The organism is Rhodococcus sp. ARC_M12, assembly GCF_022810385.1.
Classification (GTDB): Bacteria; Actinomycetota; Actinomycetes; order Mycobacteriales; family Mycobacteriaceae; genus Rhodococcoides; species Rhodococcoides navarretei.
In genome coordinates this window covers 213,725-238,938 of the sequence record NZ_JALGQI010000009.1, presented here as the reverse complement: position 1 = coordinate 238,938, position 25,214 = coordinate 213,725, and the positions used below count along the sequence as shown (strand labels likewise).

The window sequence follows — 25,214 nt, the reverse complement described above, 5'->3', positions numbered from 1 at the left end:
TCGGGTAACCGATGCAGGTGACTGGTACTAATAGGCCGAGGACTTACCACAAAGAAGCTACGCGTCCACTGTGCAATATCTGAAACAACACACGAGTTGATTCAGCAAGCACAATCGAATACAGGTCTATGACGAAACACGACCCCTGGCAGTACATGCGGGGGATGTGTTCTCCGACTGAGACCGCTCGTGACACTGTTTCGCAGAGTTACGGCGGCCATAGCGGAGGGGAAACGCCCGGTCCCATTCCGAACCCGGAAGCTAAGCCCTCCAGCGCCGATGGTACTGCACTCGACAGGGTGTGGGAGAGTAGGACACCGCCGAACACAATTCAACGGAATGCCCCCGACCTCACGGTCGGGGGCATTCCGCATTTCGAAACCACCCCCCGGATCACACACATACGCGAACAGCGAGGCGGGCAGCGCATCGATTCCCCGGCCGGTCTTCGGGGCTCCCACGAAATTCTGTGGCACAGTCGATGTCGATGAAACTCGCCGTCGGCCAACAGCGCCTCAGCAGAATTCTGCTCGATTTCGATCTGACCATCGAGTTCGACAGTGGTGCCACCATTGCGTTCAGTGAAGTGACGGTAGACGACCTGACCGTCGACGAGGACAATCAGTTCGAGGGCTTACGTGCGTTCGCGGCACTGCACGGACTGGTGTGCGAAGACGCAGAGTACGACGAATCCGGTGTTCTCCGTCTAACTTTCGAGGGACGGCACACAGTGGTGGCCACTCCACGAGACGAAGTCGAATCATGGGAGTACAGCGACGCGGATGGATCGATCGTGTTGTGTGGACCGGAAGGGTCCGTCGAATCGTGGCCCGCACCCGCGCACCCGAAAGCGGAAGCTCCGACCGTCGAAGGTATTCCATCGATCGGCGCGACCGTGGTTCGGCTCTCGACAGGCGACGACCCTGCAGTCGAGTTCTCGGACGGTACGAAGCTGTTGTTCGACCTCCCCCTCGATGCCGGGTACCTCGTGTTGCGGGAGAGCGTGACGTCGAGCTCGGAGTCCGACAGTTCGACACCGGGAGATTGGGTCGTCGAACTGTCCTCCGGGCACGTGATCTTCTATCGACCGCGCACGAGATAGGGCCTACCGAACTGGGTTTCGACGCCAGGGGAGAACAGCACGGAATCCGGCGGTCGGGTACTGACCTCGGGCAAGCCGGCTGCAGCAACGAGTTCGTCCGAACAATGTGTGAGATCCGCGTCGACCAGTGGCCAGTGTCGATGCACGTTCGGAACGTACAACAAGCGTCCGGCCAGTGAGGTGTGCAATCCCCAACGCGCGGTGAGGAACACTGCCAGCGGGTCCTCGGACATATCTCGCGACCCTCTGACGACGCCGAAGTCCGTGGTTGCGCCTCGATGTGGTGGTGCGAGTCGTCGGCTACGGTAGCCGATCGCTCTTCCGTCGTCGTCGATGTCGATCGATGACCACCGATACGGAATGCGAGCGGCATTGGTGCCCAGCACGACTGCGAGCCTGGTCGCTTCCAGCGATCGGAACACGACGCCGCGTCGCCCCTCTTCGTCGATGGAATACAAGCGAACGTTGATCTCGCCGAACGTGCCGAAGTACGGAACCGGGTGCCGATATCCGAGCCCGGCACCGACCATGTGGAAGCCGATCAGACCGACCCACGACGAGCCGTCGAACTCGTCGGGAGTGCACCCTCGGGGCAACAGTGGGGCGACAGCCGAACTCGGAACCCGCCAATGCAGAAATACCAGCCGTTCCCATCGCTGATCCATCACGATCGGACGAGGTAGCAGCGGTGGCCGCGGCCAGAGGCGTCGGGCATCGTCTCGATTCATTGTTCGAGCGTAGGCGTGACGCGTCAGGAGGCGGTGAATCGGGCGTGCACGCTGGCGGAGATCGTGATGTTCTCCGGCTTGAGTGCAAACCCGACGGGTGCCGATGTCGCTGCGAACATACGGTTCGAGGAGTCGGGTCCGCCCTGTTCCGCGACGCCCGTCAGCAGGCCCGGGTCGGCTACAGCGACAGCCTGCACGCCCGTCCGGCCCAGGCTCGACGCGTAGGCCTCGGCTTTGGAGACGGCATCGCGCACGGCCAGTTCTCGGACTGCGAGGGTGTGCGCAATCCTGCTGGATTCGGTGAGGTCCCAGTCGAAGTGGTCGATCGCCACTCCTTCGAGTGCAGAGGCGGCGTAGACGAACGCATCGACCAGATCGAGTTGGCTGAACTGCACCTCCACGGACGCCTCGGCTTGATACACGTACGGCAGTTGCTCGCCCTCGTGATTGAACGGACGGTGACGAGAGTGGCGGACCTGGTCCACCGACCACCGATCGATGGGGCCGCCGTCGCTGTTGTAGAGCGGCTCGACCAGTCTCGTGAGCTCCCGGACGAGTTGCTGGGCGGGCTCCGACGCGGATTCCGCAGTACGCCCGTCGGTGCGAACGGTCAACGAGAGTGTGCACTGTTCGGGTGGGTAGGTGGCTGCGCCGTGACCGACGACGGTGATGTCGAGTGCTTCAGGGCTCATGGCATTCAGTGTGGCATCCGGGCACTGCTGCTTCACAGGACATCGACACTGCTGGCCGACGCGTCAGGTGGGGAGGACAATCGCGAACATGCTTCCAGTTCTCGACTTCGCTTCTGCCGATCACGATCCGCAAGCGTTCCAGCGATCACTGCGCGAGGCCGCCCACCGGTCCGGCTTCTTCTATCTCGTCGGACACGGGATCGAGACCGAACGAATGCACGAGGTGCTGCGCCTCGCGCGTGAGTTCTTCGCCGTGCCGGACAGTGTCAAGGACGAGATCAGTCAGCTGAAGAGCCCACACTTCCGCGGCTATTCGCGGGTGGGCGGGGAGCTGACCAACGGCCGGGTCGATTGGCGAGAGCAGATCGACATCGGTCCCGAACGACCGGCCATCGACGGGGCCGTCGGGTACTGGAACCTGCAGGGGCCCAACCTGTGGCCGTCCCAACCGTCCGGATTCAAAGAGACGTTCGAGCAGTGGGAGCAGTCCGTGTCGAGTCTCGGGCTCCGGTTGCTCCGGCACTGGGCGCAGTCACTGGGTGCGCCCGAGAACGTGTTCGACGATGCTTTCGCCACCGCGCCGGCGACGCTCATGAAGGTCGTGCGTTACCCGGGTACCCCCGATCACTCGCAGGGCGTCGGCGCGCACAAGGATTCCGGGGTGCTGACCATGCTTCTCGTCGAACCGGACTCTGCCGGGCTGCAGGTGGAGACGACGCCGGACACGTGGATCGATGTACCACCGCTGGACGGGGCATTCATCGTCAATATCGGTGAACTGTTGGAAGTGGCCACCGGTGGCTACCTGCGGGCGACGCGGCATCGGGTGGTCGCACCAGGGCCGGGCACAGACCGTATATCGATACCGCATTTCCTGAGCCCCGCGCTCGACGCCGTCGTACCGGTCATCGAATTGCCACCCGAGTTGGCGCAGTTCTCACGCGGCGTGGAGATCGATCCCGACAACCCCATCTACAGCACTTACGGCGAGAACGCGTGGAAGTCCCGCACACGTGCGCATCCCGACGTGGCGCAGTTGCACCACAGCATCGTTCCGGCCGGACAGCAGTCCGCCTACTGACGTCGGTTGCGCTCCTGACGGGATGCGCGCCACTGGGCCCACGCCCCGGTGCACCACAGCGCCCAGACGATCAGCAGTGGCTGGAACAGCAATCGGATTCCTCGTGCCGTATCGGAGTCGAGGCCGAACGCATCGGTGTGGGTGACGAACTGCGAGATGTTGCCTGGGAAGACCGCAACGAAGAACGCGGCGACCACCCAACCCACGAGCGGTGCGCGAGCAGTCCAGAACAGCAGCGCCAGGCCGAGCACGATTTCCACGACGCCCGATGCCAGTACGACGAAGTCGGTGCTCAGCGGCACCCACTCGGGAACCTGCGCTGCGAACGTCTCGCGCGCCCAGAAGAGGTGGCTGAGGCCCGCGAAGACGAGGAACGCTCCCAGTACTACTCGTCCGATGGTGCGAGAAATCGATTTCGTCATGGCGTCACGAGACACCACGGGCACACTGAACACCATGACCGGGAGCGCTTCGACCGACTTCGCTCGTCGCCGATGGGTACTGCACGTGGACCTCGATCAGTTCATCGCGGCCGTGGAAGTGCTGCGCAACCCCGAGCTGATGGGGAAAGCAGTGGTGGTCGGCGGCAGGGGAGACCCGACCGAGCGTGGGGTGGTGTCGACGGCATCGTACGAGGCGCGGGCGAAGGGCGTCGGATCCGGAATGCCGCTGCGCATCGCCGCGAAGAAGATCCCCGACGCGGTCTTCCTCCCCGTGGACAAGCCGGCGTACGACGAGGCGTCGACCATGGTCATGGACACTCTGCGGAAGTTGGGCGTCGTGGTCGAGGTGATCGGCTGGGATGAGGCGTTTCTCGGTGTGGAGACCGATGATCCGGAGCGCTTCGCACAGACGGTGCACGACGCCGTGTTCGACGCGACGGGGCTGCATTGCTCGGTCGGCATCGGAGACAACAAATTACGAGCCAAGATCGCCACCGACTTCGACAAACCGCAGGGTATCTATCGCCTGACTCAGGACAATTGGTTCGAGGTGATGGGCGATCGCGGTACGGACGCGCTGTGGGGGATCGGCAAGAAGATCTCGAAGAGGCTGGCGGCCCTCGGCATCTCGACAGTCCGAGAGCTGGCCGATGCCGAGGACGCGGACCTCGCCGCCGCGTTCGGACCGAAGATCGGTCCGTGGCTCGGTACGAAAGGTCGAGGCATCGACCTCGCACCGGTGACGTCCGAGCCGTGGGTTGCACGGTCACACAGCCGTGAGGTCACGTTTCAGACCAACGTCGCAGATTGGGCGGTCATCCGAGACGAGGTGGCCGGTCTGACGTCGAAGGTGTTGGCCGACATCGAGGCCGAGAACCGGCCGGCCGTTCGGGCGGCACTGAAGATCCGCTACGCGCCGTTCGAGACGCATACCGTCAGCGCACCGATCGTCGGTGCGCCTACCTTCGACCCTGAGATTCTGACCTCGGCTGCGGTGGCACTCGTCGATCGCCTCGACCACAGCCGGGAGGTCCGTCTCATCGGCGTTCGGCTGGAAATGACTCCGCCGCAACCCCTCTGACTACTTGCGGCCCGCCGCCCAGCGCAGGCCCCAGCCGTACTTCTTGTCCAGGTCTGCCTGACTGCCCTGGATGTATTCGACCTCGCGGGTGACGGTGATCCCCGCAGAAGTGTTCTCCAACAGAGCGATCGAGCAGATTCGCGCGGAGTTCTCGGCCGAGTCGAGACGTACCTCGACCTGCGGTCCGCTGGTGGGGTACAGCGTCACCACCCCGTCCACTGCGGCCCAGTTCGGTGCGCCGTCGTAGATCATCGCGAAAATCAGAATCCGAGCGAACTTCTCGGGGTGGGCGAGGTTGATGTGCATGTTCTCGCCGCCACTGACCGAGCCGGAACGGTCGTCACCGTCGAGGGCGATGAACGGGGCGTCCTGCAGCGAGCCGAAGCTGTTACCGAGCGCCTGTACGACGCCCTTGGAACCGTCACGCAGCTCGTAGAGGCACCCGAGGTCGAGATCGACGCCGCCGGAGCCGTACGACGCGGCTGCCAGCTTGGCGAGAAAGCCCTTCTTCTTCGGCTGTGCCGCGGGCGCGCCGGTCGACCAGTTGAGGTTCACCCGCATCGAACCCTGCTTCTCGCCGGACTTGGTGAGGCTGATCGTCGGTGACGCCTTGGACAGCGTCACCTTGCTCAGGCTGACGGGTGCTCCGGGTTGCTGCGCTGCGTTCTGCCCGGTCGAGGGCTTGCGGGTGTAGTCGATGGCCATGGTGGAACCTTCCGAAATGGTCGGTGACCGGATCGCGATGTCCGGTTTGGGCGGTGTGTCGACAATAACTGCCCGTCCGATGTACTCGATGCCCGCACCGACGCACAGGGCGCTCGACAACGTCGTCTACGGCCTCGGCACGTTGCGCAGATTCGACTTGGCCATCCGAACCGCCTCGCCGACACCGCCGTTCAGCACAACCTTGCTCATCGCAAGTGCGAACCCCTTGATCTGTTCCCCGGTGATGGTCGGCGGGACCGAGAGCGCGAGCGGATCGGTGATCAGTTGCACCAGCGCGGGACCACCGACAGCGAACGCGGTCTCGAGCGCGCCGCGGATGTCCTCGGGCTGCTCGACGCGTTGCGCGTGGATACCCGCTGCGGCAGCGATGCCGGTGTAATCGACCTGGGGCACGTCGACACCGAAGTCCGGCAGGCCGTCGACCAGCATCTCGGCCTTGACCATGCCCAGCGTCGAATTGTCGAACAGCACGATCTTGACGGGCAGCTTGTACATCGCGACGGTCAGCAGCTCCGAGAGCAGCATCGAGAAACCGCCGTCGCCGGAGATCGAGACGACCTGGCGGCCAGGATTGGCGAACTGTGCGCCGATCGCGTGCGGCAGGGCGTTGGCCATCGAACCGTGCAGCATCGACGCGACGAAAGCCCTTCTGCCGGTGGGGTTGATGTAGCGCGCGGTCCACACGTTGCACATGCCGGTATCGGTGGTGAAGACGGCGTCGTCGGCAGCGAGGTCATCGAGCACCGACGCCGCGTACTCGGGATGGATGGGGACCAGCTTCTCGGCGTTGCGGGTGTACGCGCCGACGGTCTTGCCCATCAGATCGTTGTGCTTGTCGACCCACTTCTCGACGTAGCGGCGGTCGGTCTTGCGATCGACCAACGGTTGCAACGCATTCAGCGTGGCGAGAACATCCCCGTGGATCGGGTACTGCACCGAAGTCCGACGCCCCAGTTTCGTGGGATCTATGTCGATCTGCGCGGTGGTGACGTTCTCGGGAAGGAACTGCTGATAGGGAAAGTCGGTGCCCAGCAGGATGAGGAGATCTGCGTCGTGGATTCCCGCGTGTGCCGCGCCGTATCCCAGCAACCCCGTCATGCCGACGTCGTACGGGTTGTCGTACTGAATGAATTCCTTGCCGCGCAACGAATGTCCGACGGGAGCGCCGATGGTGTCGGCGAACGCGACCACCTCGTCGTGAGCGCCCTTGACGCCGTAGCCGGCGAAGATGGCGACCTTCTCTGCACTGTTGATGGCGTCGGCCAGCTTTTGGATGTCCGCCGTGGGAGGGGTGACCACCGGTGCGGCGGGAATGGCGATCGGATCCATCGTTCCGGCAGCCGACAGCTCGGCGATGTCGCCGGGGAGCGTCAGGACCGACACGCCACCGCCGGTGATGGACGCATTGATCGCTGCGCGGAACACCCGAGGTGCCTGCTCTGCGGTGGAGACGAATTCGTTGTAGAGCGAGCACTCACCGAAGAGGCGGTCGGGGTGCGTCTCCTGGAAGTATCCCGAACCGATCTCGCTGCTGGGAATGTGCGAGGCGATCGCCAGAACCGGTGCGCCGGAACGGTGTGCGTCGTACAGGCCGTTGATGAGATGCAGGTTGCCGGGTCCGCACGAACCCGCGCAGACGGCCAGCGTGCCGGTGGTCTGCGCGTCGGCGGATGCGGCGAACGCCGCAGCTTCCTCGTGGCGGACATGAATCCAGTCGATGCCGCCCTTGGCCGATCCACCGGTTCGACGGACCGCGTCGACCACTGGATTGAGACTGTCGCCGACGATGCCGTAGATGCGTTGTACGCCGGCGTCGACGAGTCCTCGAACGAGTTGATCGGCCACTGTGGTGGACATAAGCAATTCTCCTCGGATGTAGTGGCGCGTTCGGATCGATGTGCCTCACGTGCGCCGGTTGGACGCCTTCCCTGTGCCGAGGGCGTATCAAACATAGAAGTGCTGCGCGATCCATACCGCAAGAGGAAAGCCCAGGTGGAGGCCCGGCGCGATCTCCGTCACGTGGCGATATTCCTGCCAGCACCCAACCGGTTTTGCTGGTGGCCCTACGCGGACAGCCGCAACACTCGGACGGAAGCTACGGTTCCCAGCACCAGTACCCCGGTCGCGATGGCGAAGGCGATCGAATACGAGTCGCCGATGGCGGGTGCGACGATCAGTGGGCCGAGTACCTGCCCGACGCCGTAGACGGCAGTCAGTGTTGCCGCGGTGCGTCCGATGGGCAGTGTCTGAGCGGTGCTCATCGTCAGCATCGTGATGCCCATGAACGTTCCGCCGAACAGCAGAGCCGAGAACACGGCGGCGACGGTGTTCCCGGTCAGGGCGGGGAGCACTGCTGCGATCGACTGCAAAGCGAACGCCGCCACAAGGGCGTTGCGCATGCTGGTTCGGCGGGCGACTGCCTGCCACAGGACCGTCGCCGGTACCGCGGCAAATCCGACGACGATCCACACCGCCGGACCGACCGACGTGCTGCCGTGGCCACCGACCGCCGCCACGAGAAACGTGCCGACGACGATGTAGCCGAGACCCTCGAGGAAGTACGCGAACAGCAATGTCCGCCATACGGTTCGGGTCCTGCCGTCGATGTCGCCGGGCGCAGCCCGCGTTGCGGGCTCGGCATGCACCCGCAGCGTCCACGCCGGGGCGACGAGGACCACTGTCAGCAGCGCCGAGCACACCCACAGCGCCTCCCAGGACAGGTGCGGTCCGAGAAGCAGCGTCAGAATTCCCGACGCCGCGATGCCTGCGCCGACGCCTCCGAACGCGATACCGGGTGAGGCGCCGACGGCGCGATGCTTCGTGACGGTGCTCGCGCAGGCGATGAAGACCGCGGCGCTCGCCAGGCCCGCCAGAAATCTCAGGGCAGAGAACGCTGCAGTGGAATGGACTGCGGCCATGGCCAACTCGCTGGCGACGAGGACCACTGTCCACAGTCGGAACGATGTCGTCGTGTTGATCGACGGGCGCACCGACAATACGATCGCGCCGACGAGGTAGCCGGCATAGTTCGCGGTTGCGATGACGGCACCGCTGCTCGGGGTCACCTCCGCCGCGTCGACCATGATCGGTAGCAGCGGCGTGAACACGAATCGCCCGACGCCCATCGCGGCCGCGAGTCCGGCCGCGGCAGCGAACGATAGTCGACGGCCGTTCATTGCGGTTGCCCTTCTAAGTCGTTAGCCGCGCCAACGGTACGCGTTGTATCCCTGTCTCATCGAACCGAGCAGCAGGGAACCGATCGCACCACCGGTGCGTCCAACACCTGATACCGACTGTGGGGGACGCATGAGTGAAACGAAGTACACCGACGCAGAACGACCCACCTGGGTCCCGTACTGGCCGAACACGTTGGGACGCCTGTGGCAGGCAATCATCGCAACCGTGGCAGTGGTGGCGGTTTCGATCCATCGTGGCCAGCTCGCAGTGCGCGGTGACGACCCTTGGCACACTACCGGTCCGATGGTTCTGCTGGCGGTGGTGATCTGCGCCTGGGTCGGGCTCCACGACAACGTGATTCGGTGGGGGATCCCCGTCCGATTCGTCCGGCGCATCGAGGACGACGTACACGGGAGCGGTATGTCCATTCCGCCCCGGACGGCCAAGCTCTGGTTGATCGTGCTTGCGTCGATCGCTGTGACGGGGATCGGGGTCGCTCTGGCCAGGAGCGAGATGTTGGCTCCGGTTGGCATGCCGATCGCCGGAAGTGGTGCCGTCGTGCTGCTGGTGACGCTCGGGTTCCGCAGCAGCGTCGAACTGCGTTTGTTCGCGGACGGATTTGTCAGACGCAGACGGTCGTGCATGTTCTTCTTTCCGCGCACTCACGACATCCTCGTGCGCTGGGACGATGTGGAGCAGTTCGAGGCCTCGACGTACCGAACGTCAGAGAAGCGGGGGAGTGGGTTCACCGAGCCCGTGGTGTACGTCCGAGCGACTGGGCTCGATATCGAGCGTCCCCGCGACCGGCTGGATCAACCGGACCGGATGGCGATTCGCATCCATTTGCTCGCAGCCGAGCCGAATGCCGTTCTGGCATTGATGAAGTGGTGCACCGACGGCCCGGTCAACCGGATCCGCGTGACCGGCTACGACTCACCCGACCTGCTGGTGCCACCACCGCTTCGTGAGCGACTGGAACTGTCGCGGTCCTAGCTTCGGCACGGAACCGATCACGGGCTCGCTGCGTCAAACCCGATGACCCCGATTCACCGGGCGTCGATACGGTGCGACTCGGGGGAACGTCATGACAGTGAATGTGGATCCAGCGATCCTGCGGCAGTTCTCGAATGTGTTGTCGGGAACAGGGGAGGCGATCGCCGAATTGGATACCCTCGCCCCGTTCCGAGAATCCGAGAATGCGTTGCAGGGTACCGACTTCGATGCGGCATGTGCGTCGGCGGCTGCAGCGGCAGCGGGAGCTGTTGCAGCACTGGCCGGTCGGGCCGAATGCGTCGCGGACATCGCGCGTGGTGTCGCACAGAACTACGAGATCGCCGACGACGAACTCGCCCGCCGCCTCGCTGCGATGGACGAGCCGAAATGACTCCGACGGTTCCGCACGTCGCGGGCTGGGAGCCGGAGTCGATGCGCAAGACGATGATCGAACTGGCCGAGATTGTCGAACGCGTCAACGGCCAGCGCACCGGGGTGTTGGAGGAGCAGGACGTGCTGGCCGAGACGTGGACCGGCGAGGCAGCAGCCGCCGCGGCCGAACGAGTGGTGACCGAATGCTCCCGGATGAGCTCGGTGTGCGGTGAGATCGATTTGCTCGGTGCGGCATTCGCGACCGCAGCAGGAATGGTCGACGCCGCGAAGACGCATCTGCAGGCGCAGGTGTCGGCGGCGACCACGAGCGGGTTTGCCGTCGCACATGACGGAGCGGTCAACCCCGACGGGATGATTGCGCTGATACCGGACAGCCTGCGCGAAGAGAAAGTACGCCAGGCCGACGAACTGCGCTCTGCTGCAGCTCAGTTGACCGAGGACATCCAAGATGCGCTGAAACAGGCAGAGCGGGCCGCCCTCGACGCTGCGCAGCAGTTGGCCGAGCCCACAAAGCTGTTGACCGCGCTTGCGCTCGGCAGCCCTACCGGGAAGTTCGTCGAGAACTCGGATGGATCGTTCTCATGGGTGCCGGACTGGCCGACGACCATAGCGTCGACAGTGATCGGAGGCATGGCCGACGTGACGAGGAGAGCACTCGAATTTCCAGGTGTCGGTTCCGTGGACGACGTCGCCAGAAACATCGGCCGCGGACTCGGGGCGTTCGGTGGTGTGGCCGGAGCGATCCCCGGATTCGCTCAGAACATCGACGACGGGATGGACCCGACCAAGGCCGTCATCGTCGAGGCAGCACCCATCGCTGCCGGGGCCGCCACGACATGGGTGTTCGGTGCCATCGGCAGCGTGGCGGGTTCGATCGTTCCGGGACCCGGCACGGTGGCCGGCGCGGCGATCGGTATTGCTCTCGGAGGTGCCGTCAATTACGGCGTGTCCAAGCTGTTCGAGGCGAAGTGGAAATGAGCCGAGACGAAGACAACCACGCCATCTCGAAGCACGCCGTCTGGTCGCTGCGTAAAAGCCCTGTAGGGCAGCAGAAACCATTGTGGGTCCGAACCTGGCGCAGTGTGCATGTCGGGTGGCTCATAGCGTTCGTCGGTCTCGCTGGGGCATCCGTAGCGATTCTTGTGACCCCCGTCCTTCTGTTCGAGCCCCTTCCCCCGGATGTGCTCATGGGCGTGTTGTGGCTCGCGTTTCTGGTGATCGTGGCACTCGGACAGTCTGTGGTGATGTCCGGCGTAGGGTCTGCGCGGCTGTCGCGTTTCGTGCGACCGATCGAGGTGGCTGCGGCGGGACGTGGTTTGTCCGTGCCCGGGCGGGGAGACTTCCTGATCCGGAGCTTCATCTTCGCCTTCGCGGTTCTGCTCGGCTTTTCGTACTTCTACTGGAGGGACGACGAACCTGGACGTCGCCAGTTCAGGGCGGAGATCTCGACGCTGGTCGGAGCCCCGGTGGGCCTTCTGTGGTTCGTTCTGGGATTCGTCATCGTCAACCGGACGAGAATTTCACTGCATCCCGGCGGCATAGTGCAGGAGATCTATCGACGTCGGGCATGGAAGGTGACGAGCGACGTCACGGTTGTTCCGTGGGACGGGATTGTCGGCCTGCAGCCACAGACACATCCGAATCCGGCGGCCCCCCACCCGCATCTGTACCCCACCGTCCGCGTTGTGTATCGCGAAGCCGACAGTGAATTGGATCAGGAACTGACGCTGATGGTGTGCGAGAAGAAGGTCGAGCCCAATTCGTTGCTTGCTCTGTTGCAATGGTGTCGCGACAATCCATGGGCGCGCGAACAGCTTGCTCACGACGACGCACGAGAATTGCTTCGCCCGCCCCGGTTCCTCGATCGCATCGAAGCAGACCGAGCGGCATCGATGTCGGGTCGACGGGACGTCCAGTGACTACTCGGGAACATTCGATGCAGAGCTTCTTGCAGCAGCAGGGTGTCGAGCTTGTTCCGGTACATCTGGACGAGTGCAGCAGATTCGGTCTCGAACTGCCGACGATGCCGGGCTGGGACGTGGTTCCCGAGCACCTGTTCCCGCATGCCACCGCGGTGCTGTGTTCGCCGGCGAACGCCGTCGACGGGTTCGTGCCGAATGCTCTGGCGCTGGTGGGGAAATTGACGCGATCGGTGAACCCGGTGTCGTTGCTGGAGTGCGGGTTCGGAGATTCACGGACGTTGTCGGGTTGGGTCGAGGTCAGCCGCGATCGAGCATCGCTGCGCGGGCTACCGTCCGTCGCGATCGCCGGTCGGTACGAGTGGGATGGGCATCTGCTCTTCGCGCGGACCCGCTACGTGGTTGTCCACCACATCGTCGATCAGTACCTCGTGCAGCTGACGGTCACTCTGCCCGACCCGAGCAGGACCCGATTGGGTTGGGCAGCAGACGAGTTCGTCGACGAGGTACGTATCGGTCGACGCTAGCGACTCGGTAGTGCCCGCAACAGCGCTGCAACGTCCTCGGTATCGCCGAGGGAGTCGACGATGTCCTCGATGACTGCGGTATCGGATTTGCCGACCAAGCGAGCGATCTTGGCGCGCACCGCACTGAAATTCATCGGGAAATGGTCGATGTCGCCCACCGGATTGGGGGCGGTCGCAGAAAGAGTGGTTCCGTCCCGAAATTCGATCGTCACTTCGGCGGCTCGGCGCTCCGGTAGCAGCGCGTCGAGCTCGGTCGATGTCGTGACGTCGACACGGTCGCTCAACGATTCGGCCGCGGAGAAGCCGGCACCTCGGGGATCCAGAGAATCGACGTCTATCTCGTCGGAAACCAAGGCGGCTGCCACGACGAACGGCAGCGAGAACATGGCACCGAGCCTGCTGGAGGGATGTCGACCAAACAGGGGTTCTGCCAGCGAATGTGTCCGTACCCGTACATGTTCGACGTCCTCTGCAGACCAGTCGGCACTCGCGCGCAGGCTCTGTACGGCGTCCACCGCGGCGTGCGTGTACGAGCAGCTGGCGTGTTGCTTCGTGTAGCCCTCCAACGTGAGCCAACGGTCGCCGAGGTCCTCGGTCAATCGGGCGGTGTTCAGCGTCCCTACCAGTGCGCCCAGGGTGTGTTCGATAGCCCCCGAGTTGTGCACTATCCCTGATCGAGCCAGCCTGGCCGCGTTCACGCCCGCGCGCGCGGCACCGCCGATCCACAGGTTTCGTGAGAAGTTTCCGTCGAGCACCACTGCCCATGGTGCCACTTGAACCAGCGCAGACGACGAGTCGATCGCCGCCGCGACCTCGTTCGCATCGGCGCCGCGAAGCAATGCCGCTGCCGTGGCAGCACCGGTAGCACCCCAGTGCCCATGGGTGTGCCAGGAACTGTGGCGGGTCAGTGCCCAGCCGAATCGGGCAGCAACCTCGTAGCCCGCCACGACGGCCGCCAAGAACGTCGAACCCGGGATCGGCGTCGGTGCCAGCCTGGCCGCAGCGATCGCCGCTGGAAGCACATGTGCGGCGGGATGTCCGGCGGCGTACTTGTTGCCCTCGTCCAGCTCGAGGCAACACGATGCGATGGCGTCGAGCTCGGCCGCCGTGTCGATGGTGGTGCCGACGCTTCCGCCTATCGGGTACGTCGATCCGGGCTCCGCATCCCACTCACGACGCACCGCGACCATCTCGGCGGTGCGGGCACCGGCGAGGGTGACACCCAGCAGATCGAACAGAATCAACCGAATCCGGTCGTCGAGCGGTGCGGGCAGGGGCGCACCTGTGAGTTCGACCATCACTGTGGCCAAGGCGTCCACCGCAGACGTGTGTTCCGTTGAGCGAAACGCTGAAGAACCGTTCATCCGTGGACTGTAGAAGGCAGAAAAAGAAAGGGTCAATGATCGAGACGTTCGACTAGGGGACTGCTACGCTCGGCCTACCGCTGGAATGGCTTCTTGCAGTTCATAAGTGTTCCGGCTAGCGAAACAATATTTACGCTGGTGCGAGGTGCGCGCGCAGCGTCTAACGAGGAGAAGAAGCAATGTCCGATCAACTTCTTCGTGCAGTCCAGGGGGGCGTGCGCGCAGTCGATCTCGGTAGGCAGTTGAGAGTCGGCATGCCGCAATCGCCCAATCATCCGCAGTTCTGGCACACCCTGCCGCGTAGACACGGTGACGTGACCAGAGCGGATGGCGGCAGCGCCGCGAACGACATGATCACCACCGGAACGCATGTGGGCACCCATATCGACGCGCTGGCCCACGTCAGTCACGACGGAAAGCTGCACGGCGGGGCCGATGCCGGTCAGTCGTGCCTGGGCGGTAAATACGTCGAACACGGCGTACATACCATCGAACCCATGATCCGCCGTGGTGTGCTGCTCGACATCCCGAGACTCCTCGGTGTCGGTCGTTGCGAGGGTGGATACGAGATCACCGTCGACGATCTGCAATCGGCCTGCGCTGCAGAGAAAATCGAGATCGAACGAGGCGATGTCGTGTTGATCCGCAGCGGCTGGGGGCAGTTGTTCGCCGAGGGGCTGCCCTACGTCGGTGGTCCGTCCGGAGTTCCCGGGGTCGGAGAAGCGGGCGCACAGTGGCTGGCGGACAAGGGTGTCCACGCTGCGGGTGCGGACACGATCGCGTTCGAGCGGCTCGCCCCCGGCGGCGGACATGCGCTGCTACCCGCGCACCGAGTTCTGCTGGTGGAGAGCGGGATCTACATCATCGAAGCGCTCGACCTCGAAGAGCTCTCCCAGCAGGAACTGTTCGAGTTCACGTTCGTTCTCGTTCCGCTGAACATCTTCGGCGCAACGGGTTCGCCGGTCCGGCCGCTGGCGGTGACGTCCGCATGACCGAACGCACACTCGCGCAACATCTGGCGCATTTTGCCGCGACCACCCGCTATCAGGATCTGCCCGAGGCAGTTGTCACCTCGGTCGGGATGCGGGTGCTCGACACGCTCGGGATCGCGGTTGCGGCCACCGACCTGGAGACGAGCAAGGCCGCGACCGCATGGGCCCGTGAACAAGGCGGGGCAGCAACGGCATCCGCGATCGGCCTCGACATTGCCCTTCCTCCCGCGTTGGCCGCTTTCGTCAACGGAGTGCTGGCACACTCGCTGGACTTCGACGACACACACCTCCCGTCGATCCTGCACCCGAGCGCCAGCGTGGTGCCCGCAGCTCTCGCAGCCGCTCAGGAGCATGGAGCCGACGGCCGAGAGCTCGTGCGCGGCATCGCAATCGGGCTGGAGGTATGCGTGCGCATCGGTATGGCGGGATTCGACCCGGCCACCAAGAACTCGGTGTTCTTCGAGCACGGTCAGCACGCGACGTCCATCTGCGGTGCGATGGGAAGCGCCGTGGCCGCCGCTGTCATCGGCGGTGCGTCCGAGGAGCAGATCGTCGACACGATGGGCATTGCTGCGTCGATGGCGTCGGGCATCATCGAGGCCAACCGCACCGGTGGCACCGTCAAGCGCATGCACTGCGGTTGGGCGGCGCACTCCGCACTGTCCGCGGCAGGCCTCGCCCGACACGGGATCACCGGGCCGCCGACGGTCCTCGAAGGACGGTTCGGCTTCTTCCAGGCCTGGCTGCACGAGCCTGGCCGAGCCAACGAGATTCTGGACGGACTCGGCACCGAGTGGGCCGTTCCCGGAATCTTCTTCAAGCCGTACCCCGCCAATCACTTCACCCATGCCGCAATCGACGCGGGAGCAGCTCTGCGGGCGAGGGGAATCCGGCCGGAGCAGATCGAGAAGCTCGAGCTCGGGGTGCCCGCGGCGAATCTGCGGACCATCGGCGAACCCATCGATGTCAAACGCACGCCCGAGACCGGTTACATGGCGCAGTTCAGCGGCCCGTACGCCGTGGTCGTCGGCCTGCTGGGTGGGGGCGGACTCGGTGCGGCACTGGAGGACTACACCGACGAGTTGGCGAAGTCGGCGGATCGACGGGCCCTGATGGCCAAGGTCGACGTCGTACCGGATCCGAAGTGCGACGCCATCTTCCCGCATCAGTTCCCAGCGGTGCTGACCGCAACACTGAGCGACGGGACTGTGCTGGTCGAAGAGGTACTGACCACGCGTGGCGGACCCGAACGACCACTGTCCTTCGACGAGGTGTCGACCAAGTTCACCAGCAACGCACGGCCGCTCCTCACCGAAGTCGAGCTGAAGGAACTTGCCGGTCGATGCGATCGACTCGGAGACCTGACCGACATCGGAGCACTGCTTGCGCCGTTGACCGATCTGAAATCGACCACGCAGCAATAGGACAGTCCTCGGGCACCGTCACTCGTGTGGCGGTGCCCGAGCTGCAAGTTCGACCAGTTCAGGCCCGGCCGAGAATCTCCCGCGCGCCCCGGACCACTGCCTCGTCGACGAACCGTCCGTTGTCGTCGACGGTCGGTCCGCCCTGCGAATCCGCGTAGAGCTGTACCAGTCGACGTGCTGTATCGACGTCGTCCACCGACGGCGTGAGCGCCGCATTGATGATCGGAACCTGACGGGGGTGCAACGCAGTCCGGGCTCGGAATCCCATCTGCACGAAACGTTCTGTGGTGCCGACGAAACCGTCCAGGTCACGAAAATCGGTGGACGTCGGTGCAATAGGTGCCGCCAGTCCCGCAGCAGCACAATCGATCACGACGTTCAGGCGAACAGCGTCGATCATCGGCTCGGTGGTCGCCGAACGGGTGATCCGTAGATCGGCGAGCAGGTCGACCTCACCGATCCCGAAGGTTCGTACTCTGTTGCATCGAGCCATTTCCGGCAGGGCGCGCAGCGAGTGCGCGGTCTCGATGAGGCCGATGAGTTCGACCTCGCCCAGATTGTGCTGGGTGAGCAATCGGTCTGCACGCGTGAGTGACTCGACCGAACACTTCGCCACCATGATGCCGGTGACTCCGCCCTCGGCGACGGCCTCGAGGTCTTGCATCATGAATTCGGGGGTGACGCGGATCCAGATCTGGGTATCGGTCGACGGCTCCGAGGCCAACCATCGCGTGAGGGCGGCACGCGCCCGGTCCTTCTCCGGCAGTGGAACCGCATCCTCCAGGTCGATGATCACAGCGTCGGCGGCACCGCCCGCGGCCTTGTCGAACAATTCGGGCTTGTTCGCCGGTACGTAGAGGAACGACCGGGCGGAGGTGGGGGTCATCGAGCTGCACGCGCTTCCAGGATGGTGGTGATGGACTGGGCCGCCGCGACAACTTGGCCGGCGTGAACGATGTGTTCGTCGTCTGCGGACGATGAGTAGCGGAAGGCGGGGCCGGAGGAGCTGACCGAACCGAGCACGTGCCCTGCGGCGTCGAAGAACGGCGCAGCGATCGAGGCTGCACCGGTGTTTCGCTCGTTCGTCGAGGTTGCGTATCCGTTGGTGCGGATCTCGGCGAGGCGAGCGCGAAAGCGGGTCTCGTCGGCGTCCGGAGAATTGCCGCGGAGTTCCTGAAAGGCCTCCTCCGCGAACCGATCGGGGAGGAACGCCAGGATCGCTCGGCTCGATGCGCCCGAGTGCAACGCGTACTGAGGTCCGATCTCGACGACCATCTTCACCTCCTGAGGGCTCTCGTATTGATCGAGATAGACGCGTCGGTGGCCGACAAGCACCGAGAGCGTTGCGGTTTCGCGTGTGTTCGCCCGCAGCGCGCGAAGTACCGGAGCCGCGATGGACCGGACGTCGAGCTGGCTCCACGCCTTGGTGCCGAGTCCGATGGCCGCCGGGCCGAGTGAATACGTCGACTCGCCCGCCACCGGCTGCACGATCGATCGTGATGCGAGCGATTGCAGAATGCGGTGCACCACAGCCTTGCTCAGGTCCAGGGTGCGGGCGATCTCGGACACGCCGAGCGCTCGATCGGATTGGGCGAAGGCGATGAGCACATCGGCAACTCGATCGGCCGACTCTGTGCCCGTCGACGTCTCCAGTACAGGCCTGTTGACCATAAGTGTCACCTTTCGGGATACGCGGCCGTTCCGCTGGGCGAACCATACCCGTAACAAGAAATTGACGGAAGAGCCTGTTCTGAGGCCGTGATGCGTGCCATACTCGAATCCAGCGAGATCAATCATCAATCTGATGGTGCGCTCAGCGGAACGGTTGGTTCCGCCCAGTGGTTCGACTCGGCGCCGATGGGCGCGGAAGGCAGATTCGACAATGAAGAAGCTCGTAGGTGTGCTGACAGCCGTTGCAGTCGTGGGTGCGGCAGCATGTGGCTCCTCCACCGGTTCGGACGACTCCGGACCCATCAAGATCGGATCGGTTCACCCCACCACCGGTGCTCTGGCAGGTGTGGGCGGGCTGATGAACGACGGTGCGGCACTCGCCGTGGCCGATATCAATGCAGCAGGCGGCATTTCGTCCATGGACGGTCGGCAGTTGGAATTGGTGTCGGGCGACAGTCAGGGCAAAGCAGAGGTCGGACAGAGTGAGGCGCAGCGACTGATCGACGAGGGCGCGGTGTCGCTCATCGGCACGTACCAGAGTGATGTCACGCAGAACGTCGCCTCGGTCGCCGAGCGATCCCGGGTGCCGCTCGTGATCGATGTGGCGGTGGACGACAAGATCCTCGACCAGGGATACCAGTACTCCTTCCGCATGCAGCCGAATGCTTCCAGCATGGGAACCGATGGTGCCAAGGCCCTCGCCGCGATCGAGGAGCAGACCGGCCAGCCCATCGACCGCGTCTCCTACCTGCACATCGAAGGGTCCTTCGGCGACAGCGTCTTCGATGCATTCGAATCTGAGGCTGCGAACCAGGGAATCTCGTCGGTACAGGAAATCACCTACCCGGCAACCAATTTCTCCGACGCCACCACGCAGGTGCGTGAGGCCGCAGTGTCCAACCCCGACGTCATCGTCGCCACCGGCTACTACCCGGACGGACTGCTCATCGCTCGCGCGGTGCAGCAGCTGAACTTGAACGTCAAGGGTGTCTACGGAATTGCCAACGGCGCGTTCGACGACAGCTCGTTCCCCGGTGACGCAGGGGCCGCAGGCGACGGCGTGCTGAGCGCCAACTACCACTACGACGCCACCAGCGACCGTGTCACGGACATCCGCTCGCGGTTCGAGGCCGAATACGGGCGTCCCATGGAAACCGCGGCAATGCTGTCCTACCAGGCGGTCGAGGTCATCGCGGCGGGACTGAACGACGGAGCATCGAGTGATCCGGAAGATCTGCGCGACGCCATCTCCGGTGTGTCGATCGAGGATCCGCTGCTCGCCTTCAGCGGACCGATCGAGTTCGACGAAACCGGCCAGAACAAGAACGCCACCGTCATCGTGATGCAGGTTCGCGACGGAGCAGTCGCCCAGGTGTTCCCCGAGGAATTCGCCACGGACGCAATCGAGTTCCCCGTAGGAGCCGGCCAGTGACGGCCGCTACCTCGACTGCGGAGAAAACGGGAAAGAAGAGTCTCTCCGGGCTGAACCCCGGCATCCCGGTCGCAGCAGCGATCGTCGTCATCATGGCGGTGATCTATCTCGTCGGCGGCAAAGATCAGGGCCTGGTCACACAGTCGGTGGTCTCCGGACTTCTCCTCGGTGGTGTGTACGCACTGATCTCCGTCGGACTGACGCTCATCTTCGGTGTCCTGGGAATCGTGAACTTCGCCCAGGGCGCGATGCTCACGATGGCGATGTACATCGTGTACGCGCTGTCCAACGCCGGTCTGCCGGTCTATCTCGCGACACTGCTGGCGGTTCCGGCGATGTTCCTGTTCGGCATGGTCGTTCAGGCAACACTGCTGACGAAACTGACCGTCAGTGGCAGCCACGACGGGCCGCTCCTGGTCACACTCGGTCTGTCACTGCTGATCATCAACGTGCTGCTGATGATCTTCGGTGGACGACCGCAATCGGTGCAGGCTCCGATCGACGGTTCCCTCGACGTACTCGGCGCCGTCGCGGCGTGGCCACGCGTGATCGCGTTCATCGGGGCTGCATTGGTGGCCGTCGCGCTCACCGCAGTGCTGAAGCGGACGCCACTCGGATTGTCCATTCGCGCAGTCGCATCCAATTCCGAGGGAGCCAAACTGGTCGGCGTCGACATCGGGCGGGTCTATGCGCTCACCTTCGGTATCGGCGCGGCCTGTGTCGCGGTCGCCGGCGGATTGATGACGCCGTTCACCAGCCTGACGCCGTCGGTCGGAGAGCAATTCACCATCCTGGCGTTCGTCATCGTGGTTCTCGGCGGACTCGGAAGTGTCGTCGGAGCCATGGTCGGTGGCCTCGTCATCGGCCTGGTGCAGACCGTCGGCGCGCTGTACCTCCCCGGAACAGGCTCGCTGATCCTGGTATTCGCGGTGTTCGTTCTCGTCCTGTTTCTCAAGCCAGAAGGATTGTACGGAGCGCGCCGATGACAACGACAGCTGCTGCACCCAGCGCGGTGCACGACGACCCACGACTGAAAGACACCTGGCTCCGTCGCCAGTTGATCACGCTCGCAATCGGATTCGTCGTGGTGGCGGCATTGCCACTGATTCTCGGTGAGCAGGCGCAGACGGTCGCCGTCCGCACCCTGATCTTCGCGCTGATGGCCGTGGCGTGGAACATCATGAGTGGTTTCGGCGGCATGTTCAGTTTCGGCCACGCCGCCTTCTTCGGAATCGGTGCGTACACCGGCGCGTATCTGCTGGTCGACCACGGTATATCGCCGTGGATCTCGATGATCATCGCGGCGACTTTCTCGGCCGTGGTGGGAACGCTCATCGCCTATCTGTGCCTGCGCTACCGGCTCGCCGGGTCCTACTTCGCATTGGCCACGTTCGCCTTTGCGCAGATGTTCCTGCTGCTGGTGCAGAACCTGGAGGTGTTCAACAAGACCGAGGGCTTCAATGTGCCCATTCTGCCGCGTGATTCGTGGTGGATGCTGCAGTTCGAGAAGGGCAGCCCCAACTACGTCTGGATCCCGCTGGTCATCCTGACCCTCGCGGTTCTCGGCACCATCTTCTACACCCGTTCCCGGGCAGGGCAATTCGTCCAGGCCACCCGCGACGACGAAACTGCCGCAGCCTCGCTCGGTATCGACACGATGAAGTATCGGTTGATCGCCGTGGCTGCGAGCTGTGCCCTCACCGCCGTCGCCGGCGTCTACTACACGCAGTACTACTTCTTCGTGGGCCCGGAACAGGCCTTCGGTTCGGCTGTATCCGTCGAAGCGATCGTGCCGGCCGTCATCGGCGGCATCGGAACGATCTGGGGGCCGGTCATCGGTGCGGCCGTGATCGGGCCGTTGTCGGAGTTGATCAATCAGCTGCTGAGAAACCCACCTGCCTTCCTCGAATTCCTGCAGGGAACAATCGGATTGGACGTTGCCGCGTACTCGGTAATTCTGATCGCGATCGTGATCTTCCTGCCCAAGGGAATTTTCGGGACGATCCGTGAGAGGTGGAACCGATGAGTTTGTTGACCATCGAGAACCTGAGCAAGTCCTTCTCTGGCATCCACGCGGTGCGCGAGGTCAGCCTCGATGTACCCGAGCACGAATTCCTCGGCATCATCGGTCCCAACGGGGCAGGAAAGACGACCCTGTTCTCCCTGCTGTCGGGTGAGCAGCCCCCGACAGCAGGCCGAGTGATCTTCGACGGAACGGACATCACCGGATGGCCTGCGAGCAAGATCGCGCGCGCCGGGCTGGTGCGGACGTTCCAGTTGATGCGCCCCTTCGACTCGATGTCGGTGCTCGAGAACGTCACCATCGCCGCATTGTCGAAGCGCAAGTCGCGTAAGGATGCCCGGCGGCATGCCCTCGAAGTTCTGGATCGTGTCCAGCTGTCCGACCAGGTCGGCGGCAAGGTCTCGACCATGTCGACGGCAGGCCTCAAACGACTCGAACTCGCGCGCGCACTGGCCATGGAACCGCGCGTGGTACTCCTCGACGAGGTACTCGCCGGGCTCGTTCCAGCCGAGCGGGCACCGATGATCGAACTGCTGCGCACGGTGCATCAGCACGGTCAGACGGTGATGTTCGTCGAGCACATCATGGCGGCGGTGATGGCCCTGTCCGAGCGTCTGGTGGTCATGCACGAGGGTGCAGTGCTCACCTCGGGCGACCCACGCACGGTCGTTGCCGACGACCGCGTCGTCGAGGCATACCTCGGAGAGGAGAAGACTGCATGATGCTCGAAATCGACAACCTGCACGCCGGATACCGTCGGCTCGAGATCCTGCACGGGTTGACCCTGTCGGTCGACCGGCACGAGATCGTCTCCCTGATCGGCGCGAACGGTGCGGGCAAGACGACAACGCTGCGTGCGCTGTCCGGCCTGGTGTCCACGTCCGGCGGCAGAATCATGTTGGACGGCACTGCAATCCATGGGATGCGCGCGGACCGGATCGTGCGAGCCGGGCTGGTGCACGTCGCCCAGGATCGGGCGTTGTTCGGCAGCCTCACCGTGGCCGACAACCTGGAGATGGGCGCATACACCCAGAAACGCAGCGGCGTGAAGGAATCACTCGACCAGGTCTACGCCCTGTTCCCGATTCTCGCCGAACGGCGAGAACAGCGGGCCGACACGATGTCCGGCGGTCAACAGCAGATGCTCGCCATCGGGCGTGCCATGATGTCGAAGCCGCGGGTACTGACACTCGACGAACCGTCCGTCGGGCTCGCTCCCAAGCTGGCAGCTCAAGTCCTCGACGCGATCGTACGTATCCGTGATTCGGGTGTGACCGTGCTGATCGTCGAACAGAACGCCGCGCAGGCACTCGCCATCTCCGATCGGGCCTACGTCATCGAAAGCGGGTCGATCGTGCTGACCGGCACCGGACCCGAACTGGCACACGACGAGCGAGTCAAAGCTGCCTACCTCGGCATTTAGGAGTCCACCTCACATGCACCTCTTGGCTTTCACCCCGATCGACGTCGACGCGGCAGAACTGCGGCGCCGGCAGGATCGGTACGATCACCTTTCACCCGCGGGGATCACCGTCGAGCTCCGCAACATCGGGCCCGATGCGCCGAGCGCACTGGACACCGAACTCGACGTCAGACGGTCGGAAGACGTGCTGTCGCAGGTCTTCCACTCCGTGCGCGACACGCACGCCGACGGGTTCCTGCCCGACTGCGTGCTCGACCCCTGTGCCGAGGAAGCGGATTCGTTTGCGCGGCCGCTCTACGGCCTCACGCGGCTGACGGCGTCGTTCTATGCCTCCCAGGGGCATCGGATCGGTGCGTTGGCGAGGAACGACGCCATCGCCGCAGAACTGGACCGCCGACTCGGGTTCTACGGGATAGTCGCCGAGGCCACCGAGGTGCTCGGGCTCGGTGTGCACGACATCGCAGACGCCGGAGCATGGGGGAGAGCGGTCTCGGAACACGCGCGCACACTCCGGTGCACCATCGCCGTCAATGCCTGCTCTGCAGTCGATCTCGTCGATCCACCGACGTCACCACAGGTCGTCGATCCGACGGCTACGGCGCTGCGGTTACTGGGGCTGCGTTCGGAATTGCAGGTCACCGCATGAGCGAGGACGGCCCCGACCTGGTGGTGGCGGGCGCGGGCGGCGGACTCGTTGCTGCTCTGCGTGCGGCCGAGCTCGGGCTCGACGTGCTGGTGGTCGAGGCCAGCACGCACTTCAAGCGGGGCAACAACACGGCAATGTCCACGGCCATGATCCCCGGTGCCGGTTCACGGTGGCAGCGGGAGGCCGGAATCGAGGATTCGCCGCAGCAGTTTCTGGACGATGTCTTGCGCAAAACGAAGGGTAGTGCCGATCTTCGGCTGGCGTCCACCCTGGCCGATGTCAGTGCGCCGCTGGTGGAATGGCTCGCAGATCACGTCGAGCTGCCGCTCACGCTCGTCACCGATTTCGCGTACCCGGGCCACTCGCAATTGCGTTGCCACACAGTCGAAGGCCGCCACGGCAGCGCGATGCTCGAGCACCTCGCGCGGGCGGTCGCGGACGAGCCTCGAATCGACATGTTGACTCCCGCCCGACTGACCGACGTGTCCGTCGACACCGCCGGGGCTGTCGACGGGGTGAGCATCACGATGCCCGACGGTAGCGTCGATGTCGTTCCCACCCGCGCAGTTCTGTTGGCCACCAACGGTTACGGTGCCAACGCGGAGATGGTGGCGGAGCACGTGCCGGAGATATCCGCGGCCCGCTATCACGGCAGTGAGCACTCCAACGGGGATGCGCTGGCTATCGGACGTCGTCTCGGTGCCGACTCGGCATACCTCGATGCGTACCAGGGGCACGCGGCACTGTCGAAGCAGGCGACGACGCTCGTCGGATGGGCGACGGTGATGCACGGCGGCGTCGTGCTCGACTCGACCGGTCACCGGTTCGGTGACGAGACGACCGGCTACTCCGAATACGCGGCCACTCTGGCCGCCAGGCCCGGCTCCGAGGGCTGGGTTGTCATCGACCGCGAGATCTACGACAAGTGTTTGTCGTTCAAGGACTTCCAGCAGACGGTCGAGTCGGGTGCTGCAATATGGGCCGACGATGCGGAGAGTCTTGCTGCCGCTACCGGGCTTCCACCTGCCACAGTGGCGGAAGAACTCGCCGCTGTGGAAAGCTATGCGCAGGGAGAGGTGTCGGATCCGTTCGGCCGCAACTCTTTCGAGCACCCGCTGGCCGGGCCGTACGCCGCCATCAAGATCGTGCCCGCGTTGTTCCACACCCAGGGTGGGCTCGTCGTGGACGAGAACGCACGTGTTCTCCGCACCGACGGTTCCGCCATCACCGGTCTGTTCGCCTCGGGCGGTGCCGCGATGGGCATCTCCGGCCACGGTGCGGCCGGGTATCTAGCAGGCAACGGATTGCTCCCGGCTCTGGGACTCGCTTACCTCGCGGCAAGCTCACTCCGAACAACTGCACTCTTGTGAAAAAATC

General features: G+C 64.2%; 26 protein-coding genes and 1 rRNA gene. 18 read left to right on the top strand and 9 right to left on the bottom strand.

What is annotated here, in order from left to right:
• Positions 1-209 precede the first annotated feature (209 nt).
• Together rrf and MTX35_RS13940 are read left to right on the top strand one after the other, a co-directional pair.
• Positions 210-326 (top strand): 5S ribosomal RNA (gene rrf / locus MTX35_RS13945).
• 161 nt (positions 327-487) lie between these two features.
• Positions 488-1,102: a DUF6188 family protein gene (locus tag MTX35_RS13940; RefSeq protein WP_243595547.1), complete on the top strand. Its 615-nt coding sequence runs from the start codon at positions 488-490 to the stop codon at positions 1,100-1,102.
• Here the strand turns inward: MTX35_RS13940 and MTX35_RS13935 are convergent.
• Both MTX35_RS13935 and MTX35_RS13930 read right to left on the bottom strand, forming a co-directional pair.
• Positions 1,081-1,830 (bottom strand): YqjF family protein, encoded by a 750-nt coding sequence (locus MTX35_RS13935; protein WP_243595546.1) that lies wholly within the window; start codon positions 1,828-1,830, stop codon positions 1,081-1,083. The genes MTX35_RS13940 and MTX35_RS13935 overlap by 22 nt on opposite strands.
• Positions 1,831-1,853: 23 nt before the next feature.
• Positions 1,854-2,522, bottom strand: a complete 669-nt coding sequence (locus MTX35_RS13930; RefSeq protein ID WP_243595545.1) for an SIMPL domain-containing protein — start codon at positions 2,520-2,522, stop codon at positions 1,854-1,856.
• Positions 2,523-2,610: 88 nt separating this feature from the next.
• Here MTX35_RS13930 and MTX35_RS13925 point away from each other — a divergent pair, with 88 nt between their 5' ends.
• Entirely contained in the window at positions 2,611-3,603 is a 993-nt protein-coding gene (locus MTX35_RS13925; RefSeq protein ID WP_243595544.1) for an isopenicillin N synthase family oxygenase, read from the top strand.
• On the opposite strand, the gene MTX35_RS13920 is transcribed toward MTX35_RS13925, so the two are convergent.
• Positions 3,597-4,025, bottom strand: coding sequence for a DoxX family membrane protein (locus tag MTX35_RS13920; protein ID WP_243595543.1), 429 nt, complete (start codon positions 4,023-4,025; stop codon positions 3,597-3,599). The two genes, MTX35_RS13925 and MTX35_RS13920, sit on opposite strands and share 7 nt — an antisense overlap.
• Positions 4,026-4,059: 34 nt before the next feature.
• Here MTX35_RS13920 and MTX35_RS13915 point away from each other — a divergent pair, with 34 nt between their 5' ends.
• Positions 4,060-5,127: a DNA polymerase IV gene (locus tag MTX35_RS13915; RefSeq protein WP_243595542.1), complete on the top strand. Its 1,068-nt coding sequence runs from the start codon at positions 4,060-4,062 to the stop codon at positions 5,125-5,127.
• Here the strand turns inward: MTX35_RS13915 and MTX35_RS13910 are convergent, their stop codons facing one another.
• The 3 genes from MTX35_RS13910 to MTX35_RS13900 all read right to left on the bottom strand — a co-directional run bounded on the left by MTX35_RS13910 (position 5,128) and on the right by MTX35_RS13900 (position 9,029).
• A complete protein-coding gene (locus tag MTX35_RS13910; protein WP_243595541.1) occupies positions 5,128-5,832 on the bottom strand; it encodes a tellurium resistance protein in 705 nt (234 codons plus the stop codon). It abuts the gene before it with no gap.
• A 126-nt stretch (positions 5,833-5,958) separates the two neighbouring features.
• Positions 5,959-7,710, bottom strand: a complete 1,752-nt coding sequence (locus MTX35_RS13905; RefSeq protein ID WP_243595540.1) for a pyruvate dehydrogenase — start codon at positions 7,708-7,710, stop codon at positions 5,959-5,961.
• Positions 7,711-7,916: 206 nt separating this feature from the next.
• On the bottom strand, positions 7,917-9,029 hold the full coding sequence (locus MTX35_RS13900; RefSeq protein WP_243595539.1) for a YbfB/YjiJ family MFS transporter: 1,113 nt from the start codon (positions 9,027-9,029) through the stop codon (positions 7,917-7,919).
• 130 nt (positions 9,030-9,159) lie between these two features.
• Here MTX35_RS13900 and MTX35_RS13895 point away from each other — a divergent pair, with 130 nt between their 5' ends.
• The 5 genes from MTX35_RS13895 (at position 9,160) to MTX35_RS13875 (ending at position 12,862) form a co-directional block, all read left to right on the top strand.
• Positions 9,160-10,023, top strand: a complete 864-nt coding sequence (locus MTX35_RS13895) for a hypothetical protein (RefSeq protein ID WP_243595538.1) — start codon at positions 9,160-9,162, stop codon at positions 10,021-10,023.
• Positions 10,024-10,114: 91 nt separating this feature from the next.
• Positions 10,115-10,414, top strand: a complete 300-nt coding sequence (locus tag MTX35_RS13890; RefSeq protein WP_243595537.1) for a type VII secretion target — start codon at positions 10,115-10,117, stop codon at positions 10,412-10,414.
• The gene (locus MTX35_RS13885; protein ID WP_243595536.1) at positions 10,411-11,394 is read left to right on the top strand and encodes a hypothetical protein; all 984 of its coding nucleotides are present in this window, start codon (positions 10,411-10,413) and stop codon (positions 11,392-11,394) included. Before MTX35_RS13890 ends, MTX35_RS13885 begins: the two co-directional genes overlap by 4 nt.
• Positions 11,395-11,603: 209 nt before the next feature.
• Positions 11,604-12,335: a hypothetical protein gene (locus tag MTX35_RS13880; RefSeq protein WP_243595535.1), complete on the top strand. Its 732-nt coding sequence runs from the start codon at positions 11,604-11,606 to the stop codon at positions 12,333-12,335.
• A 17-nt stretch (positions 12,336-12,352) separates the two neighbouring features.
• Positions 12,353-12,862: an LpqN/LpqT family lipoprotein gene (locus tag MTX35_RS13875; RefSeq protein WP_243595534.1), complete on the top strand. Its 510-nt coding sequence runs from the start codon at positions 12,353-12,355 to the stop codon at positions 12,860-12,862.
• On the opposite strand, the gene MTX35_RS13870 is transcribed toward MTX35_RS13875, so the two are convergent.
• Complete coding sequence (locus MTX35_RS13870) at positions 12,859-14,226, bottom strand: MmgE/PrpD family protein (RefSeq protein ID WP_243595533.1); 1,368 nt, start codon at positions 14,224-14,226, stop codon at positions 12,859-12,861. The genes MTX35_RS13875 and MTX35_RS13870 overlap by 4 nt on opposite strands.
• Positions 14,227-14,405: 179 nt before the next feature.
• On the opposite strand from MTX35_RS13870, the gene MTX35_RS13865 reads away from it, so the two are divergent.
• The gene (locus MTX35_RS13865; RefSeq protein ID WP_243595532.1) at positions 14,406-15,218 is read left to right on the top strand and encodes a cyclase family protein; all 813 of its coding nucleotides are present in this window, start codon (positions 14,406-14,408) and stop codon (positions 15,216-15,218) included.
• Positions 15,215-16,642 (top strand): MmgE/PrpD family protein, encoded by a 1,428-nt coding sequence (locus MTX35_RS13860; RefSeq protein ID WP_243595531.1) that lies wholly within the window; start codon positions 15,215-15,217, stop codon positions 16,640-16,642. Before MTX35_RS13865 ends, MTX35_RS13860 begins: the two co-directional genes overlap by 4 nt.
• Before the next feature lie 58 nt (positions 16,643-16,700).
• On the opposite strand, the gene MTX35_RS13855 is transcribed toward MTX35_RS13860, so the two are convergent.
• Both MTX35_RS13855 and MTX35_RS13850 read right to left on the bottom strand, forming a co-directional pair.
• Entirely contained in the window at positions 16,701-17,528 is an 828-nt protein-coding gene (locus tag MTX35_RS13855) for a CoA ester lyase (protein WP_243595530.1), read from the bottom strand.
• Positions 17,525-18,313 carry an IclR family transcriptional regulator gene (locus MTX35_RS13850; RefSeq protein ID WP_243595529.1) on the bottom strand — a complete coding sequence of 263 codons (789 nt, stop codon included), beginning with the start codon at positions 18,311-18,313 and terminating at the stop codon, positions 17,525-17,527. Before MTX35_RS13850 ends, MTX35_RS13855 begins: the two co-directional genes overlap by 4 nt.
• A 211-nt stretch (positions 18,314-18,524) precedes the next feature.
• On the opposite strand from MTX35_RS13850, the gene MTX35_RS13845 reads away from it, so the two are divergent.
• From MTX35_RS13845 to MTX35_RS13815, 7 genes are read left to right on the top strand one after another with little or no spacing between them, the layout of a single operon-like run.
• Positions 18,525-19,745, top strand: coding sequence for an ABC transporter substrate-binding protein (locus tag MTX35_RS13845; RefSeq protein ID WP_243595528.1), 1,221 nt, complete (start codon positions 18,525-18,527; stop codon positions 19,743-19,745).
• On the top strand, positions 19,742-20,731 hold the full coding sequence (locus tag MTX35_RS13840; RefSeq protein WP_243595527.1) for a branched-chain amino acid ABC transporter permease: 990 nt from the start codon (positions 19,742-19,744) through the stop codon (positions 20,729-20,731). Before MTX35_RS13845 ends, MTX35_RS13840 begins: the two co-directional genes overlap by 4 nt.
• Positions 20,728-21,771, top strand: a complete 1,044-nt coding sequence (locus tag MTX35_RS13835) for a branched-chain amino acid ABC transporter permease (protein ID WP_243595526.1) — start codon at positions 20,728-20,730, stop codon at positions 21,769-21,771. Before MTX35_RS13840 ends, MTX35_RS13835 begins: the two co-directional genes overlap by 4 nt.
• The gene (locus MTX35_RS13830; protein ID WP_243595525.1) at positions 21,768-22,490 is read left to right on the top strand and encodes an ABC transporter ATP-binding protein; all 723 of its coding nucleotides are present in this window, start codon (positions 21,768-21,770) and stop codon (positions 22,488-22,490) included. Before MTX35_RS13835 ends, MTX35_RS13830 begins: the two co-directional genes overlap by 4 nt.
• Positions 22,487-23,191: an ABC transporter ATP-binding protein gene (locus MTX35_RS13825; protein WP_243595524.1), complete on the top strand. Its 705-nt coding sequence runs from the start codon at positions 22,487-22,489 to the stop codon at positions 23,189-23,191. The genes MTX35_RS13830 and MTX35_RS13825 overlap by 4 nt, the downstream gene beginning before the upstream one ends.
• Positions 23,192-23,204: 13 nt before the next feature.
• Entirely contained in the window at positions 23,205-23,837 is a 633-nt protein-coding gene (locus MTX35_RS13820; protein WP_243595523.1) for a hydantoin racemase, read from the top strand.
• Positions 23,834-25,207: an FAD-binding protein gene (locus MTX35_RS13815; RefSeq protein ID WP_243595522.1), complete on the top strand. Its 1,374-nt coding sequence runs from the start codon at positions 23,834-23,836 to the stop codon at positions 25,205-25,207. The genes MTX35_RS13820 and MTX35_RS13815 overlap by 4 nt, the downstream gene beginning before the upstream one ends.
• The last annotated feature ends 7 nt before the right edge of the window (positions 25,208-25,214 follow it).

Bases quoted from the DNA above. Each gene is read 5' to 3' on its own strand.
- MTX35_RS13915 (WP_243595542.1), top strand. From the start codon at position 4,060: ATGACCGGGAGCGCTTCGACCGACTTCGCTCGTCGCCGATGGGTACTG.
- MTX35_RS13920 (WP_243595543.1), bottom strand. From the start codon at position 4,025: ATGACGAAATCGATTTCTCGCACCATCGGACGAGTAGTACTGGGAGCG.
- MTX35_RS13830 (WP_243595525.1), top strand. From the start codon at position 21,768: ATGAGTTTGTTGACCATCGAGAACCTGAGCAAGTCCTTCTCTGGCATC.
- MTX35_RS13880 (WP_243595535.1), top strand. From the start codon at position 11,604: ATGGGCGTGTTGTGGCTCGCGTTTCTGGTGATCGTGGCACTCGGACAG.
- MTX35_RS13815 (WP_243595522.1), top strand. From the start codon at position 23,834: ATGAGCGAGGACGGCCCCGACCTGGTGGTGGCGGGCGCGGGCGGCGGA.
- MTX35_RS13860 (WP_243595531.1), top strand. From the start codon at position 15,215: ATGACCGAACGCACACTCGCGCAACATCTGGCGCATTTTGCCGCGACC.
- MTX35_RS13890 (WP_243595537.1), top strand. From the start codon at position 10,115: ATGACAGTGAATGTGGATCCAGCGATCCTGCGGCAGTTCTCGAATGTG.
- MTX35_RS13910 (WP_243595541.1), bottom strand. From the start codon at position 5,832: ATGGCCATCGACTACACCCGCAAGCCCTCGACCGGGCAGAACGCAGCG.
- MTX35_RS13835 (WP_243595526.1), top strand. From the start codon at position 20,728: ATGACAACGACAGCTGCTGCACCCAGCGCGGTGCACGACGACCCACGA.
- MTX35_RS13940 (WP_243595547.1), top strand. From the start codon at position 488: ATGAAACTCGCCGTCGGCCAACAGCGCCTCAGCAGAATTCTGCTCGAT.
- MTX35_RS13930 (WP_243595545.1), bottom strand. From the start codon at position 2,522: ATGAGCCCTGAAGCACTCGACATCACCGTCGTCGGTCACGGCGCAGCC.
- MTX35_RS13855 (WP_243595530.1), bottom strand. From the start codon at position 17,528: ATGACCCCCACCTCCGCCCGGTCGTTCCTCTACGTACCGGCGAACAAG.
- MTX35_RS13905 (WP_243595540.1), bottom strand. From the start codon at position 7,710: ATGTCCACCACAGTGGCCGATCAACTCGTTCGAGGACTCGTCGACGCC.
- MTX35_RS13820 (WP_243595523.1), top strand. From the start codon at position 23,205: ATGCACCTCTTGGCTTTCACCCCGATCGACGTCGACGCGGCAGAACTG.
- MTX35_RS13885 (WP_243595536.1), top strand. From the start codon at position 10,411: ATGACTCCGACGGTTCCGCACGTCGCGGGCTGGGAGCCGGAGTCGATG.
- MTX35_RS13925 (WP_243595544.1), top strand. From the start codon at position 2,611: ATGCTTCCAGTTCTCGACTTCGCTTCTGCCGATCACGATCCGCAAGCG.
- MTX35_RS13845 (WP_243595528.1), top strand. From the start codon at position 18,525: ATGAAGAAGCTCGTAGGTGTGCTGACAGCCGTTGCAGTCGTGGGTGCG.
- MTX35_RS13895 (WP_243595538.1), top strand. From the start codon at position 9,160: ATGAGTGAAACGAAGTACACCGACGCAGAACGACCCACCTGGGTCCCG.
- MTX35_RS13900 (WP_243595539.1), bottom strand. From the start codon at position 9,029: ATGAACGGCCGTCGACTATCGTTCGCTGCCGCGGCCGGACTCGCGGCC.
- MTX35_RS13865 (WP_243595532.1), top strand. From the start codon at position 14,406: ATGTCCGATCAACTTCTTCGTGCAGTCCAGGGGGGCGTGCGCGCAGTC.
- MTX35_RS13870 (WP_243595533.1), bottom strand. From the start codon at position 14,226: ATGAACGGTTCTTCAGCGTTTCGCTCAACGGAACACACGTCTGCGGTG.
- MTX35_RS13875 (WP_243595534.1), top strand. From the start codon at position 12,353: ATGCAGAGCTTCTTGCAGCAGCAGGGTGTCGAGCTTGTTCCGGTACAT.
- MTX35_RS13850 (WP_243595529.1), bottom strand. From the start codon at position 18,313: ATGGTCAACAGGCCTGTACTGGAGACGTCGACGGGCACAGAGTCGGCC.
- MTX35_RS13825 (WP_243595524.1), top strand. From the start codon at position 22,487: ATGATGCTCGAAATCGACAACCTGCACGCCGGATACCGTCGGCTCGAG.
- MTX35_RS13935 (WP_243595546.1), bottom strand. From the start codon at position 1,830: ATGAATCGAGACGATGCCCGACGCCTCTGGCCGCGGCCACCGCTGCTA.